Raw genomic sequence first — 14,615 nt, forward strand, 5'->3', positions numbered from 1 at the left:
AAATGCCCGGATAAAAGCGCGTCCGCGCCATCGATGGGAGGCAGTTTACCCGATGTCCCGGCTTTAAAAAAAAGAGGACGAAAAAGGGAAGCGTAAGCGTTAGCTTTGTAGCGTTGCTTTTTTCTGTCTTTGCGCCGTTTGGCGCCGTCTGCTCCTGTTTCACTTGCCTGTCCTTTCCGTCATCATTCCGGCCTATAACGAAGCCACGCGAGTGGGCCGCACCCTTGAGCAGGTGCTGGTTTACCTGCACGCGCAGCCGTTCAGCAGCGAGCTGATTGTGGTGAGCGACGGCTCGACAGACGACACCGGCCACGTGGTGGAAAGCTACTTTGCGGCTCACCCCGGCCCCGTGGCCATGCGCCTCATCAGCTACCCCACCAACCGGGGCAAGGGCTATGCCGTGCGCCAAGGCCTGCTGGCCGCTACCGGCACGGTGGCCCTGTTTTCGGACGCCGACCTGTCGACGCCCATCGAGGAGCTGCACAAGGTGGTCGACCCCATTCTGGACGGCAACTACGACGTGGTATTCGGCTCGCGCGCCCTCGACCGCAGCCTCATCGGCGTGCACCAGCCGTGGCTGCGCGAGTACAGCGGCCGCGTTTTCAACCAGATTATGCAGTGGGCCACCGGCCTGCCCTACGCGGATACGCAGTGCGGCTTCAAGGCCTTCCGCCTGGCCGTGTGCCGGCCCGTGGTGGAAGGCGCGGTGCTCGACCGGTTCGGCTTCGATGTGGAACTGATTTACCTGGCCCACAAAGCCGGCCTGCGCCTACTGGAGCGGCCCGTGCGCTGGGACGATGCCGCTGGCAGCAAGGTGGGGCTGTTCAGCGGGCTAGACGGGTTTCGGGAGCTGTACCAGCTCCGGCGCCGCGCCGCGCGCGGCGCCTACGACGAGGCCTTGCGTCGCACACGCGCGGCGCTGGCCCAGCCCGGGGCAGCCCCAAAGAGCGAGCGGCTGCCGTCCTGATAAGTTGGGGCCGGCTCCGGACGGCATTTGTCCGGTTTGCGGGCCTTTCTGGAAGCTGCTGGCGTTGAGAGGTTCGCCCCTTGACCACTGAGCCGTTCGAAAGGGCTGTTCTAACTTGCGGGCGGTTTGCGTCTGCCCCATCCCTTTTTTATGAAAGCCATTATCCTGTCCGCGTTTCGGAAAGTCGATAACCCATTCATTTCGTTGCGCAAGGTGTGGCTGACGGCCGTGTTGCTGCAGGCGCTGGTGCTGGGGCTTACCTATTCGCTGCTGCTGTTCAACCCGGGCAAATACACCACGTCGGACCACTACGACGGCATCAAGTCGTACTTTTCCATTGCTGCCTTCCTGCGGCAGCCCATGGGCGACGGCATGCTGGTTCGCGGGCACAACTACCCGTTTGGCGAGTACATGTACTACACCGACAGCGCCCCCATCGTGGTGGCGCCGCTGCACGCGCTAGTGCAGGCCGTGCCCGCGCTGTCACCCTACGGCCTATATATCTACGACCTGTTCATTCTTTCGAGCCTCGTTATCAGTACGGGCCTGCTGGTGCTGATTTTGCACCGGCTGGGGTTGCCGGCCTGGTTCACGGTGCTGCTGGCCGTGGCTCTGCCCTGGCTCAACCCGCAGGCCGTGCGCCTGAACGTGGGCCACATGAACCTGACCTACACGCCGGCCATGCTGTTTGTGCTGTGGCGCCTGCAAGTGCTGTACGCCGCCTGGCGCGCCGGCTTGCCGCTGGCCCGGCAGTTTGTGGTGCTGCTCGTGGGCATTGTGCTGGCCGCCTGGATTCACTTCTACTACCTACCGCTCATGCTGGGCACGCTGGGCTTCTTCGTGCTGGTGCTCATTTACCAGAGCGTGCGCGCCCAGCGCCCGTGGCGCCCGCTGCTGCTGGGCACGGCGGGCGTGGCCGTGGGCGCGGTGGCCCTCACCTGGGGCTTGCTGCAGGCCCTGGACCCGCGCATTCATGAGCGGCCCGTGGGCAGCAACGGCTACGACTGGATAGAGTGGCGCTTCCAGTTCACGGCTTTGTTCAAGGGCTACATCTACAACAAGGTCCAGTTTCCGCTGGAACGCACGTCGTACGTGCCCTACGAGTCGTCGGCCTACCTTGGCAGCTTCGTGCTGTTTGGGCTGCTGCTGGTGGCCATCTTGCTGCTCATCAAGCGCCTGCCGGCCGAGGCCCGCCTGCCCCAGCCCTCGGCCGATGCCACGGAAGGCTTCCTGAAATGCCTGCTGCTGGCCAGCGTGCCCATGGCCTTCATTGCGTTGGGCGAAAACATCGACCTCGACAACGGCGGCTACGTGCTGCACAACTACCTGAACGTGTTTCGCTGGCTGCACAAGGTGACGGACCGCGTGACGCAGTTCCGGGCGCTGGGCCGGTTTATCTGGCCGTTCTGGTGGGCGGTGGTGCTGGGCTTTAGCTGGTACGTGGCCCGCTGGCGCTTCATCCCGCGGTTGCGCTGGGCGCTGCTGGTGCTGGTAGCCCTGCTGGTGGTCGACACGGTGAACGCCACGCACTTCTACCGCACGCAGGCCCAGGCCGCCAACCTGCTGTGGCCCGGCGATGACTCGCCGGTGCGGACGCTGTTGGGCTGGCCCGCCAAGGACCGGTACCAAGCCATTTTGCCCATCCCTTTCTACCACGTGGGCACCGACTGGGACAGCGAGCCCACCAACCTGAACCTGGACCCCGACGATGCGCTCTGCAACACCAGCTACCAGCTTTCGATGGTATCGGGGCTGCCGCTGATGTCGCACAAGGCTGCTCGCGCCATCAGCGGCCAAGCCGAGGCGCTGTATTCGGTCTTTCAGCCCGGTGGCCCCTCCCCGGCCCTGCTCGAACGCCTCGACCAACGGCCGATTCTCGTGTACCTGGACACGGCGTATTACGACGGGCGCAACAACTACTACCGCGACATGCTCCGCGACCGGCCCACCATGCGGGCGGTGTTCGAGCGCGCACCGGCGTTCATCCGCGAGCAGCACATGGTGCGCATCGGCCACCAGGGCAGCCAGTCGTTGTACGAGTGGTTTCCGAAGGGCCAGCCCGCCGGACCGGCGCCGCGCTAAGGCGCAACGAGTTAATGCGCTTGGGAAGTATTTGAAACCAGCGGAATGCCGTTGAGTACCGGGTGGCCCGCGCTGTCCAGCCAATACACATTGGTGGTGCGGGGACGAATCAGTAGGTCATCGGCAATGACGTCGTTGCCCGTTAGCTCTACCTTGATGCGGTTGGCCGGGTTGGTCAGGTGAATGATGGTGCTGTACCGCACCCAGCTGCCGCTGATTTCCGTGCGTTGGTTCAGGAGCTCGCTCGCGTAGGCCACCTGCTGGCCATCGGGAGTGAATTGCCAGTAATTGATGATGGGCAGCCAATCCTTGCCCTTGGCATAAGCCCATACACTCAGCTCATAGGTGGCACTGTCGACGGGCAGCGCATTGGGCAATGTGCCTTCGAAGAGGGGCAGCACGCCTTTGTCGACATGCGCTGCACCGGGCTGGGTAAAGCCGACGGCGCCGGGGGCCTGTTCCTGTTCAAACGACTGCCACACAACGGCGGCGCCGGGTTGGGTGCGCCACAGCGGGCCTTCACGTAACAGCCCGGCTTGCTGTTCAGTAAACTTTTTTTGCTCCTGTTCCGGGCGGGTGGTGGCGAAGGCGCTCAGGGGCAGCTCGTAAAGCTTCACCTGCCGGTAGCGGCCCAGCAGCTTGCCTCCCCGCCGAATCAAGGCAGTTTCGGCCGGACGAAGCGAATCGACGGCCGAGGCCACCACCAGCAAGGGGCGCGCGTCGGGCACTTCGCGGAGCCACCTTTTTGGGGTGAGGTCGGAAGCAAACAGCTCCATCAGATGCAACGTTTGCTCGATGCCGGTGCGCGGTATCATGGTGGCAGCCAGCGGCAGGTGCAGGTTCAGCGAGGCGCGGAAGCTCTCGTAGCTTTCCGTTTGGGTAGGCTCCAGGCCAAACTTCTCAGACCCCACCGAATAATAGGGCAAGGGCATGATAGCCTGGAAGTTGTCGGCATAGCGCCCGGCTTGGCCCAGCGCATCCACATAGCCCTCGTTGACGCAGAGAAAGTCGTCGGCCACCTCGTTGTGGGCAAACATGGGCACCACCCAGTTCAACTGGTACTTGGCCTCCATACCCCAAATGCCTACGACTACCAGCAGCAGCAAGGCGCCGAGGCGCGCCAGGCGGCGCTGCCGCAGCAGCCGGTGCAGCTGCCAGTATTGCACGGCGGCCCACACCCCCATCACAAAATAGAACAGCCACGCAAAGCGCCCCAGGGCCCGGAACTGCTTGATGGCGGGCAGCAAATCCGGCAAGCCGGCGAACGGTTCGAAGATGAACGGCCAGGCCATGGCAAACAGCAGAATGGGCACTACAGCCCAGGCCGTGGCGCGCAACGGCGCGGGCAGCGACGGCCGCAGCACCCGCCCCGGCCGCCGCCGCAGCAAGTACCCCGCGGCCCGGAAAACCCAGAACAGCAAGGCCAAGACAACCGGCAACCCCACGTAGCTCACCCCCTCGGGAATAGCTGTTTCGCTCTTGAAAATGAATTGGAAGGCTGCGTTGAAGGGCTCGACTGCCGGCCCGAACACACTGGCAAAATTGGCGCGGAACACCAGCAGGCCGTAAGGGTTGGTGGGCCGGTCGTGCACGGAATCGAGCAGGGCGATGAGGATTTGGAACACCAGCAGCGGGGCCGCGCCGGCCGTGAGCAGCCACGCCGGCAAGCGCCACCAATCGCGCTGGCGGCCCAGCTGCTGCAGGACCAGCACGGCGGCCGTAGCCACCGGCAGTAAGAAAGCGTGCAGCAAATAGTAAGGGTGCAGAAATCCCAGCAGAATGCCCGCCAACACGTACCCGGCCCACCACCGGCCGCGCCGCGCGCCGGGCGTGCTCAGCCGCACCTGCAAATACCACAGCAAAGGCACCACGAAGGGAAGCGCCAGGGAGAAGTGCCCAGTGGTGCGTAGAAACTGGGGCGATAAAAAGACAATAGCCAGGGCCGCACCCGCCGCAAACACCCGGCCCACCAAGCTTCGCCGCAGTAGCGCATACACCAGGACAGAAGCAGGCAGCGAAGACAGCAGCACCGTCAGGTTCATGGCCGCCACCACCCCGCTGCCACTGATGCCAAACATGCTTTTCCAGACTTTCAGCCCCCAAGCCAGCAACGGAAACCCATCGGTGTAGATGAACAACTCCCCGTAGGGGTAGTGCATGCCGGTGAATTGCGTGCCATGGTCGTAGAGCACATAGTAGAGCAGCGCGTAATAGTTCTTGATGCCATCGCCTCCGGGGGCCAGCATGTAAGCCCCCGGATGCCACAGCACATTGCCGAATAGCACGCACATCACCGCAATGTGGGTGAGCAAAAGGGCCGCTATGGTGATGCGCTCGGGGTGCTGGCGCCAGAACTGGCGTAGTCTAGTTATCATCTTTGAAAGTTGGCTCCGTCGAAAATCGTTGACCCAGCACCAACTGTGGCGCCGGCGAGGGCACTCATGGTGCTATGGGGGCTTGGGTTGCCCACCTGCCTGCCCCTGCGCCCGCCAGCAGCTTTCGGCGCCGGCCACAACCCGGTGTCGTGGGCCGTCGTTCGGAGAGGGCCCTCCCCAACCAGCGCACAGCTGCTCCAGGCGGATGTTTGTGTCATAAAGCAGAAATGGGGCAGCCCCGCGTGGAGGGGTGCAGCCGGGGCCAAGCACATCAAAATCTTCTACGCAGCGTTGGTTTGTATCCGGATACCAGGAATGGCTATTTTTTGGGGCATAAATAGCTCGCTGCAATTTACAACCCCTAACCCGATTCGGGCAGCGCATTCGGCCGTAAAACGGGTTTGCCACCGCCTGTGCCCAGCCAGAAAAGAGCCTGCTGGCGGCGGCAACCGGTGCCGGGCCGCCCCCTACCGCCGCCAGTAGTCTGCCAGACGCCTGCCCTCTCCCTGCATTCGCCCCACCAACTGCCTCCGCATTGCCCACTATGACGAAACGTTTTCTGCTCGCGCTGCTCGTTGTTCGGCTGATGCTGATGCCGGGTGCCGGGCACAGCCAGGCCCTGGCCGACACCCTGCGCCACGCCGACTGGCAACTCTATTGGGCCAACGAATTCAACACCCCCGGCGACAGCAGCGTGGTGGCCGACCACTGGCAGTTTGCCTACCCCTGGGGGCGCAACCTGGGCGGCGCTGAAGCCCAGTACTACACCGGCGAGCAAGTGACCGTGGATGCGGCGGGCCTGCTGCACCTGCGCGCCCAGCGCCGGGCCACGCCCCGGCCGTATCGCGTGGGCAACGGCCCGGTGCGCCAGCTGAGCTACAACTCGGGCATGCTGTTCAACCGGACGAGCAAGGACTCGCTGGTCATTCCGGGCTGCGACGGCAATCGGACGGGCTTCACGTATGGCTTGTTTGAGATGCGCTGCCGCCTGCCCCGGGCCAAGACTTCGTCCTCGGCTTTCTGGCTTTATGGCGACCCGGATGAGGTAGACGTTTTTGAGGCGGGCGGGGCCCCGGAAGTCATTAGCAACAACATCATTCTCTGGAGCCACGAGTTCTGGCGGCTGGGGCCGCCGGGCATTGCCAACGAGGCCTCACAGAGCTTCTTCTACTGGAACGGCCTCGGCCGTCTTCCCGACAGCCTGCACACCTACGCCCTGAGCTGGAAGGCCCGGGAGCTGGTGTATTACTTCGATGGCATCGCCATTCGGCACGAAACCCGGCTGCTGCCGCTGGGCTGCCCCCTCGACGTCATTTCCAACCTGGGCATGGCCTCGTGGGCGCAGGACTCGGCCGCGGCGCTCGACATCGACTACATCCGGGTGTACCGGCAGCCGCGCCGCGCCGTGGCCCGCCCGCCGGTGGCGCCGGTGCCCCCCGCGCCGGGCATTCTGCGCTTTCCACACGCCACCGCCGGCGTGCTGGGGGCCGACGCGCCCGAGCAGCGCTGGCGCTGGGCCGAGCGCCCCGGCCAGCGCCCCCGGCTGGAGCTCGCCGTCAACCGCAACCCGGCCGATTTTTCCTCGTTGCCGCTGCCCGCACGGGGCCGCTGGCTGGCCCCCATGGTGGGGTTCAACGATGCGGGCACGGCGCGCCACTGGGTGGCCTCGCCCGACAGCGGCCGCTCGGCGCTGCGCTGGACGCTGTACGACCTGTGCGGCCGGCCGGTGCGCAGCGGCGAGCAGGCGCCCGCGCCGGCCTGGGAGCTCCGCTGGCCCACGCTGCCGCCGGGGACCTATGCGCTCCGCCTTTGGGCCGGCGCCCGGGAGGTGCGCCAAACTGTGTACCAGCTGGGCCAGCCCACCGAGCACGTATTTTCCGCCGATTGGCTGGCCTTGCCCGCCGCTCCGGCCGAAGCCGACGCGACTACCCCGGCACACTAACCGGCTCGGTGGCCGGCAGCGGGGCGGCCACCGGCGTGCGCTGCCGGCGGAAGGCGTCGAAGTACTTTTTCAGGCGCAAGATGGGCTTTTCGACCAACTCGTAGGAAGCCGCTGAAACGACCAGCGTCGTCAGGACCACCCAAAAAATGAACAGCGGGGTGTGAAACGAGGGAAAAATGCGGGCAAACAGAAAAATCACGAAGCCGTGAAACATGTAGATGCCGTAGGAAATCTTGCCAAAGTAGTGGAAGATGGTGCGCTCGCGCCACTGCACGGCCGAATCGGGGTTGAAGAGGACGTTGCCGATGAAGAAGGCAACGACGCTCATAAACATGTACTTCTTGAACGAGACCAGAAAAACATTGTCCCAGTTGCCGTAGGCGTCGCCGGCAAAAACCAGCAGCGCGGCGCCGTAAATCATCCAGCGGACGGTGGAAGGCACCCGCGGCAACTGGTAGCCGTAGAAATGGGCGTAGGCAAACAAAGCGCCCATGGCCAGTATATCCCACCGGCACAGGGTGTTCAGGTACAAATACATGTAGGAGTCGGGCACGAAGTAGAAATAGTACAGCCGTGCGAGGAAGCTGAGGAAAATAACGCCCCCGAACACGGTGGTGAGCTTGGGCCGGGGCACGAAAGCAATGAGCAACGGCCACACCAGGTAGAAATGCTCTTCGATGCAGATGGACCACAGGTGGTTGACGGCCGTGGAGCTCCAGCCGTGCTTGGCCAGGTTGAAATTGCCCAGAAACAGCAGGTGCGCCTGCATTTTGGCGGCCGGCTCGTCGTAGTAGTGCGTGAGCACCGGGGCCATGAACACGCAGAAATAGTAGAGGGGCCAAATGCGCAACACCCGGCGCATGTAGAAGCTTTTGATGTCGATGCGGGCGTAGCGCTCCTTTTCGACCAGCAGCAGGTAAGTGATGAGAAAGCCGCTCATCAGGAAGAAAATATCGACCCCAACGTTGAAGCTGCCCACAAACAGCTTGAGCTTGGTGGCCCACCACGCCATTTGCCCGCCCCAATCAGTCATGGCAGCAGCCACCTGCGGCACATCTATCCAGTGCTCGTAGCTGTGCGTGATGACGATGAGCAGCGCGGCTACAAAACGAATGATGTCGAGGGGCTGGAAGTAAGGGACCGCCGTGGAGGCGGTGCCGTCGGGCGGAGTAGTAGCGGCGGAAAGAGCTGACACGGTACGGGCAAAGTAAATTGACCCCTAAAGTACAATCCAACCACTATTCGGCCGGCCAAATTGTGCGGCTATGTCGCGTTGCGCCATACCTTTGCATTGCTACAAAAGCGTTTGTTTCAATCTTTTTATATGAAAAAATATACCCTGCTCCTGCTGACAGCAGCTGCGCTGGCTGGTTGCGGCGATAAAGACGGTGGCTCGCGGCCGGCAAATCTTCTCACGGGCAACGATTTTGAACAGATGGACGGCTGGATGGGCGATGTCCCGCAGCCGTCGTTGACGAAGGAGAAGGCCCACTCCGGCGCTTATTCCGTGCACGTAGGACCGGGCATTGAGTACAGCAACGGGTTCATCGGCACGCTGGGCAAGCTCAGCTCCACCCGCCTCAACCAAATCAAGGTAAAGGCTTGGGTGTACGTGCCCAGTGGGCCCACTGCGACGAGCATCGTAACCAGCCTGGTAGACCCCGCCACGCCCGGCGCTAAGCCGGCCATGTGGGACGCCATGGGACTGGATAAGATGGTGAAGAAGCGTAACGACTGGCAGGAAGTGGAAAAAACCTTCACCCTGCCGGCCAACGTGGGTCCAAACTACAAACTGTACGTGTACCTCTGGAGCGGCGGGTCGCAAAACGTGGCCTACCTCGACGATATCCAGTTTCTGCGTCCCTAACGCTGACTGCGGCACCACACCGGCTCCCGGGCCCGAAGCGGCTTTAGAGCTGTTCCGGGCCCGGGGGCCGGGGTGGTGCCTTTTTGCTTTATCCATTTTTGGGCAGCCCAGAGCTCGCGGTGCCGTTGGCGCCGGGCGCTGCGTTGCTGCAGCCGCCATGCGCTATGATTCGCTCTTCCCGCTCCACAGGCTCGTCCCGAAACGGCATTCAGTACCTGGTGTACGCCCTTTTCGCCGCCGAACTGGTGCTCTTCACCTGGCAGCGCAATTACTTCGGGCCTTACATCAGCCCGATTGTGCTGTACGGCCTGGCCATTGCGCTCACCTTCAGCACCCTGGCGCTGGTGCGGGGCCGCGAATGGGTGCTGCCGCCGGCCGTTGTTGCGGCCCGGGACCGCGCCATCTGGCCGCGCCTGGTGGCGCTGCTGACCGGGGCCATTGCGGGCGGCTGGTACAATACCAACCTGGTGAAGCGCGAAATCCGGAATTTCCGGCCCATTCTGGAATTTGCCGACATCATTCCTGCCCTGCAGGCCTACGCCCGGCGCTGGCTGGCGGGGGCCGAGGTGTATGCGCCCATGACGTGGGAGCTGGGCTACTTTGAGTTACCGGCCTACCTGCCCGGCACCTGGTTTCCGTTTATTCTGGCCGAGTGGCTGGGGTTCGACTACCGGTTTGTGGCCTGGGGCATCTTTCTGCTGGGCGTGCTGCTGTACGAGTACCTGCTGTGGCGCCTGCGCCAGCCCTGGCTGCAAACCCTGCTGCTGGCCGGGCTGCCGTTTGGGGTGTTCTACGCCCTCGTCACCACGCTGTGGGGGTACGTGGGCATCACCGTCGAGTACATGATGCTGGGCTACTACTCGCTGCTCGTGGTGGGCATCCTGCTGCGGTCCTGGCCCTTGCAGGCGGCGGCGCTGCTGCTGTGCGTGCTCTCGCGCTACTCGCTGGTGATATGGGCACCGCTGTACCTGGGCCTGATGTTTTTCTACGACTCGCGGAAAAACGCGCTGTTGATTATTGGCACTGTGGTGCTGGGCGTCGTCGCCTTCTACATCGTGCCCTACCTGTCGCACAACTGGGGCTTGTTTATGGAGGTGCAACGCTCGTACACCGACGCCGCCGTGTACGAATGGAAGCACCTGGGGGAGGACGGCCTGCCCATTCACCCCTATAATGGCCTGGGCTTTGCGGCATTCTTTTACGAATACGCCCACGGGGAACTCAAGGAGAAAATTAACCTTCTCAAAACCGTGCACATCGCCATGCTGCTGACGGTGGTGGTGGCCGCAGCCGTGGGCTACGTGCGCCAGCGCACGCCCCGCACCGACTACCGGCTCTACGTGGTGATTATCCTGAAGCTATACCTGGCCACGTTCTACGCTTTCCTGCAGGTGCCCTACGCCTACCTGTGCACCCTGGGCCTGTTCATGTCGGTGTTTCTGGTACTCATCACTGTGCAGCTGAGCCGAACCGAGGCGCCGCAACCCCTGGTTTCGGAGTAAGCCGCGGGTGGCTACTGCCCCAGCAGGCCGTATTTCAGGATGCAGTAGATGGCGCGGAAGCCGTCGCGCCAGCCTATTTTTTTGCCCTCGGCGTAGGTGCGGCCGTAGTAGCTGATGCCCACTTCGTAGATGCGGACATCGGGCACGCGGGCCACTTTGGCGGTTACTTCGGGCTCGAAGCCGAAGCGTTTTTCTTCCAGCTTCAGGCCCTGCACGATGTCGCGCCGGAACATCTTGTAGCACGTTTCCATGTCCGTCAGGTTCAGGTCGGTGCACATGTTGGAGAGAAAGGTGAGCCAGGCGTTGCCGATGCTGTGCCAGAAAAACAGCACCCGGTGCGGGTTGCCGCCCATGAAGCGCGAACCAAATACCACGTCGGCAAAGCCCTTCAGCACGGGTCCAATGAGCAGGTTGTACTCTTCGGGGTCGTATTCCAAGTCGGCGTCCTGAATGATGACGTAGTCGCCGGTGGCTTCGCGGATGCCGGTGTGCAGCGCGGCGCCTTTGCCTTGGTTTACGGCATGCTCCAGCAGGCGTAGGCCCATTTCGGGGTAGCGCGCGGCGTAGGCCCGAATGGTGTCGGCCGAGGCATCGGTGGAACAGTCGTTGACGAGGATGATTTCCTTGCCGATGTTATTCACCAGCTTCAGCTCGCGCAGCAAATCCAGAATCTGGTGAATGGTGCGGGCCTCGTTGTAGACAGGGATGACGATGGAAAGCGTGTCGAATTTTACCACAAGAAGATAGCTCGGCAGGGCAAGGGAATAGCAAAGGTAAACGCTGATGCTTGGCTTGATGAGGAATGAAGAATTACAGCTGGAATATCTTCTCCTTCTTCATTCCTCATCAAACCAAGCATCAGAGGCTGCCGGTGCGGCCGCCGTCCACGGGCACGCTGGTACCGTTGATGTAGCCGGCGGCCGGCGAAGCCAGGAAAGCCACGGCCGCCGCCACCTCCTCGGCCAGGCCAAAGCGGCGGGCCGGGATGGTACGCAGCATGTCGGCCTCGATGGCGTCGGCAGGCTGGCCGGTTTGGGCGGCTTTTTTCTCCACCAGCGAGTGGTGGCGCTGGGTGAGGGTGGCGCCGGGCAGCACGTTGTTCACCGTGATGCCCTGCGGGCCAAGCTCGTTGGCCAGGGTTTTGGCCCAGCTGGCCACCGCACCGCGAATGGTGTTGCTCACACCCAGGCCCGGCAGCGGAATCTTGACGGAAGTGCTGATGATGTTGATGATGCGCCCGAAACCGGCGGCCTTCATGCCCGGCACCAGGGCCTGCGCCAGCAAGTGGTTGCAGATGACGTGCTGGTTGAAGGCCACTCGCAGCGCATCTACCGACGCTTCCAGCAAGGGGCCGCCGGCCGGGCCGCCGGTGTTGTTCACCAGAATATGGAAGCCTGCCGGATGATGTGCGAGGTAGCCTTGCACTACCTCGGCCACGTGGCTGGGGTCGTCGAAATCGGCCACGAGGTAGTCGTGTGCTTGGCCGGCGGGCGTGGGCAGGGCAGCGGCCACCTCGCGCAGGCGGTCTTCGTTGCGGGCCAGCAGGGTGATGGCGCAGCCGCTTTCGGCCAGGGCCTCGGCCACGGCGCGGCCAATGCCCTGGGTGCTGCCGCCCACCAGGGCCCGGCGATTTTCTAGGGAGAGGTACATATTTGGGGAGAGTTATTGGTTGTGTAATCGAAGGCGCCGCATCAGCACGAGTACCCCAAGCTCCGCTTCGGCTCGCGTTGAACGATGATGTTCGCACGTTCCGAAGCGGAGATTCGGGGTACTCGTTCTTACTTTCCGGGCGGCGTCAGCAGTACGTAGCCATCCACCAGCTGCTCGCGGTAGCCGTAGGGCATGAGCAGCTGCCGCAGAAACAGGTGGACCGGCTGGTCGCGGAAATCGGGGTTGATGACGAAAGCCGCTGGGTCGTACTGGCGCAGGAAGGCCTGCACCTGCGGGGCGGTGGGCTGCGCGGGCTGGATGGTGTCGGGCTTGGTTTGGCGCTGGAGCAGGGCGCCCAGCACGGGGTCATTTTGCAGGGCCTCGAACACCTCGGCGGGTACGCGCGCCATGAAGCCCACGGGCACTTTCTTGTGGTGCACGGTTTGGTAGAACAGGTGGCCCCGGTCGAAGTAGCCCACCTCGCGGTAACCGCTGGCAATGCCCAGTGGCACCGGAATCATCGTTTTGCCGGGCAGCTTGGCCACTTCGTGGTACACGCGCGGCACGGCGGCGGCCGAGGTGCGCTCGTAGGGCCGCGGCCAGTATTCGAACAGCACCAAACCCACCAGCAGCAGGCTCAGCGCCGTGCGCGCCGCGGCGGGCAGGCGCGCGGGCCAGGCCGCCTCCAGGGCGCTGAAAGTGAGAATGGGCAGAAACAGCCCCACCATCATAATCCAGCGGGTGGGGCAGCGGATGTTGTTGAAAAAGGGCACGAAGTGTAGCAGGGCGGTGGGAAGGTGCAGCGTGTCGTGGCCGTAGAGGCGCAGGGCGGGCAGCGTGAGCAGCACGAAAAACAGCAGCACCCAGGCCAGCGGCCGGCCTTGGGCGTCCTGCGCCACGGCCGAGAGCGGCCGGCGGTGCGCCCGCCGCAGCAGCCACAGCCCCACGGCCAGCAGCGGCAGCGCGTAGCCCATAAACAGCGTGTTTTCCAAGGAGCCGGGCATGGTGAACACCTTGGGATTGTGGTAGAGCCGGGCGGCCCAGTCCCAGTACACAAACCGGCTGGTGGGCGGCGGCATGATGAAATCGACCACGTCGCCGCCCCACCAGAAGCCGCCGTTGTCTTCCACGCCCCAGCGGCGCAGCAGCCGAATTAGGACGTGGCTCAGCACCAGGATGCCGCCCAGCCAAGCCCAGGTGCGCCACTCCCGCCACCGGATGCGCCCCAGCGCCAGCCAGTACCACGTCGCATACGCCAGCGAGAAATACAGTAGCCCGAACAGCACGTAATAGTCGCTGAGCAGGGTGACGAAGCCCAGCACCGCGCACCAGGCCACCGCGCCCCAACTGCGCACGCGCGGCAGCAGCTTCTTTTCCTGAAATTCAAACGCATTCAGAAAAGCCAGCACGTAGAAAGGCACCGTGGCCGTGAGCACGAGGTTGTAGTGCTCGGCCAGGCGCTGCAGCTTGTAGGGCGAGTAGGCGAAGATGAAGCCGGCCAGCAGCGCCAGCACCGGGCTGCGCAGCCAGCGGCGGGCCAGCAGGCAGGCCCCGGCCCCCGACAGCGCGTAGCTCAGCAGCAGGCCGATGTTGAGCGCCAGCAGGTCGTTATTCACCAGCAGGCTGATGAGGCCGATGATGGGCGTGTAGGTGTGCAGGATGAGCCAGGCACCGGTGGGGTAGAACAGGTAGTCGGTGCGGAACACGGGCTGGCCGGTTTGCACCGCCATGCGGAAGTGCCAAGTGTTCCAGGGATACATATACGAGTCGTGCCCCGGCACCACCAGCATCTCCGACGTGAAATGCGCCGCCAGCGGCCAAGTGAAAATGAGGAACAGCAAGCCGTAGAAGGCCGTGAGCAGCGCCAGTCGCAAGCCGTTTCTCATCGGATGCAAAGCAGGTGGCCGTGGCCGCACTGAGAAATATGTCCTTCTAGACCGCCGTTGCCTACGTGCCAGCCCGTTCCGCCACTGTCCAATAAGCAGCGCCCTCGGCCAAGGGGTGAGGGCTGGACGTGGGGGGTGCGCGGGGGCGCTTGGGCAGCGGCCCATTGGGCACCGCTGGTCGGCGGGCTCCAACGGAGCGAAGAAAGAGAATCCATGCGCTAAAAGTAGCTACCAGCACGGGGATGCCTTCCCAGGACCGGGCACAAGCAGAGGAGCTAGTATATTTACCGGTCCCATTTCTCCCCAGACCCGGCTAATTTGAGCGGTTCTGCTGCCTGTGCGCC

Annotated in this window: 10 protein-coding genes; 5 read left to right on the plus strand and 5 right to left on the minus strand. The window is 63.5% G+C overall.

Annotated elements, in window-relative coordinates:
• Positions 1 to 163 precede the first annotated feature (163 nt).
• Complete coding sequence (locus MTP16_RS05675) at positions 164 to 967, plus strand: dolichyl-phosphate beta-glucosyltransferase (RefSeq protein ID WP_243516662.1); 804 nt, start codon at positions 164 to 166, stop codon at positions 965 to 967.
• A 150-nt stretch (positions 968 to 1,117) separates the two neighbouring features.
• Positions 1,118 to 3,049 carry a hypothetical protein gene (locus tag MTP16_RS05680; protein WP_243516664.1) on the plus strand — a complete coding sequence of 644 codons (1,932 nt, stop codon included), beginning with the start codon at positions 1,118 to 1,120 and terminating at the stop codon, positions 3,047 to 3,049.
• An 11-nt stretch (positions 3,050 to 3,060) separates the two neighbouring features.
• Here MTP16_RS05680 and MTP16_RS05685 read toward each other — a convergent pair whose 3' ends face one another.
• Positions 3,061 to 5,424, minus strand: coding sequence for a glycosyltransferase family 39 protein (locus tag MTP16_RS05685; RefSeq protein WP_243516666.1), 2,364 nt, complete (start codon positions 5,422 to 5,424; stop codon positions 3,061 to 3,063).
• 544 nt (positions 5,425 to 5,968) lie between these two features.
• Here MTP16_RS05685 and MTP16_RS05690 point away from each other — a divergent pair.
• Positions 5,969 to 7,366 carry a glycoside hydrolase family 16 protein gene (locus MTP16_RS05690; RefSeq protein ID WP_243516669.1) on the plus strand — a complete coding sequence of 466 codons (1,398 nt, stop codon included), beginning with the start codon at positions 5,969 to 5,971 and terminating at the stop codon, positions 7,364 to 7,366.
• Here the strand turns inward: MTP16_RS05690 and MTP16_RS05695 are convergent.
• Entirely contained in the window at positions 7,350 to 8,561 is a 1,212-nt protein-coding gene (locus tag MTP16_RS05695; protein ID WP_243516671.1) for an acyltransferase family protein, read from the minus strand. The genes MTP16_RS05690 and MTP16_RS05695 overlap by 17 nt on opposite strands.
• 129 nt (positions 8,562 to 8,690) lie before the next feature.
• Between MTP16_RS05695 and MTP16_RS05700 the strand changes: the two genes are divergently transcribed.
• Entirely contained in the window at positions 8,691 to 9,233 is a 543-nt protein-coding gene (locus MTP16_RS05700; RefSeq protein WP_243516673.1) for a carbohydrate binding domain-containing protein, read from the plus strand.
• A gap of 164 nt (positions 9,234 to 9,397) precedes the next feature.
• A complete protein-coding gene (locus tag MTP16_RS05705; RefSeq protein WP_243516675.1) occupies positions 9,398 to 10,735 on the plus strand; it encodes a hypothetical protein in 1,338 nt (445 codons plus the stop codon).
• An 11-nt stretch (positions 10,736 to 10,746) separates the two neighbouring features.
• Here MTP16_RS05705 and MTP16_RS05710 read toward each other — a convergent pair whose 3' ends face one another.
• The 3 genes from MTP16_RS05710 to MTP16_RS05720 form a co-directional block, all read right to left on the minus strand.
• Entirely contained in the window at positions 10,747 to 11,472 is a 726-nt protein-coding gene (locus tag MTP16_RS05710) for a glycosyltransferase family 2 protein (RefSeq protein WP_243516677.1), read from the minus strand.
• Positions 11,473 to 11,593: 121 nt separating this feature from the next.
• Positions 11,594 to 12,385 carry an SDR family oxidoreductase gene (locus MTP16_RS05715; protein WP_243516679.1) on the minus strand — a complete coding sequence of 264 codons (792 nt, stop codon included), beginning with the start codon at positions 12,383 to 12,385 and terminating at the stop codon, positions 11,594 to 11,596.
• A 128-nt stretch (positions 12,386 to 12,513) separates the two neighbouring features.
• The gene (locus MTP16_RS05720) at positions 12,514 to 14,271 is read right to left on the minus strand and encodes a hypothetical protein (RefSeq protein WP_243516680.1); all 1,758 of its coding nucleotides are present in this window, start codon (positions 14,269 to 14,271) and stop codon (positions 12,514 to 12,516) included.
• Positions 14,272 to 14,615: the final 344 nt, after the last annotated feature.

The organism is Hymenobacter monticola (assembly GCF_022811645.1).
Taxonomy (GTDB): Bacteria; Bacteroidota; Bacteroidia; order Cytophagales; family Hymenobacteraceae; genus Hymenobacter; species Hymenobacter monticola.

What these genes read in the sequence shown, in the direction of transcription:
- MTP16_RS05680 (WP_243516664.1), top strand. Translation starts at nt 1,118, where the DNA reads ATGAAAGCCATTATCCTGTCCGCGTTTCGGAAAGTCGATAACCCATTC.
- MTP16_RS05685 (WP_243516666.1), bottom strand. Translation starts at nt 5,424, where the DNA reads ATGATAACTAGACTACGCCAGTTCTGGCGCCAGCACCCCGAGCGCATC.
- MTP16_RS05690 (WP_243516669.1), top strand. Translation starts at nt 5,969, where the DNA reads ATGACGAAACGTTTTCTGCTCGCGCTGCTCGTTGTTCGGCTGATGCTG.
- MTP16_RS05700 (WP_243516673.1), top strand. Translation starts at nt 8,691, where the DNA reads ATGAAAAAATATACCCTGCTCCTGCTGACAGCAGCTGCGCTGGCTGGT.
- MTP16_RS05705 (WP_243516675.1), top strand. Translation starts at nt 9,398, where the DNA reads ATGATTCGCTCTTCCCGCTCCACAGGCTCGTCCCGAAACGGCATTCAG.
- MTP16_RS05715 (WP_243516679.1), bottom strand. Translation starts at nt 12,385, where the DNA reads ATGTACCTCTCCCTAGAAAATCGCCGGGCCCTGGTGGGCGGCAGCACC.
- MTP16_RS05720 (WP_243516680.1), bottom strand. Translation starts at nt 14,271, where the DNA reads ATGAGAAACGGCTTGCGACTGGCGCTGCTCACGGCCTTCTACGGCTTG.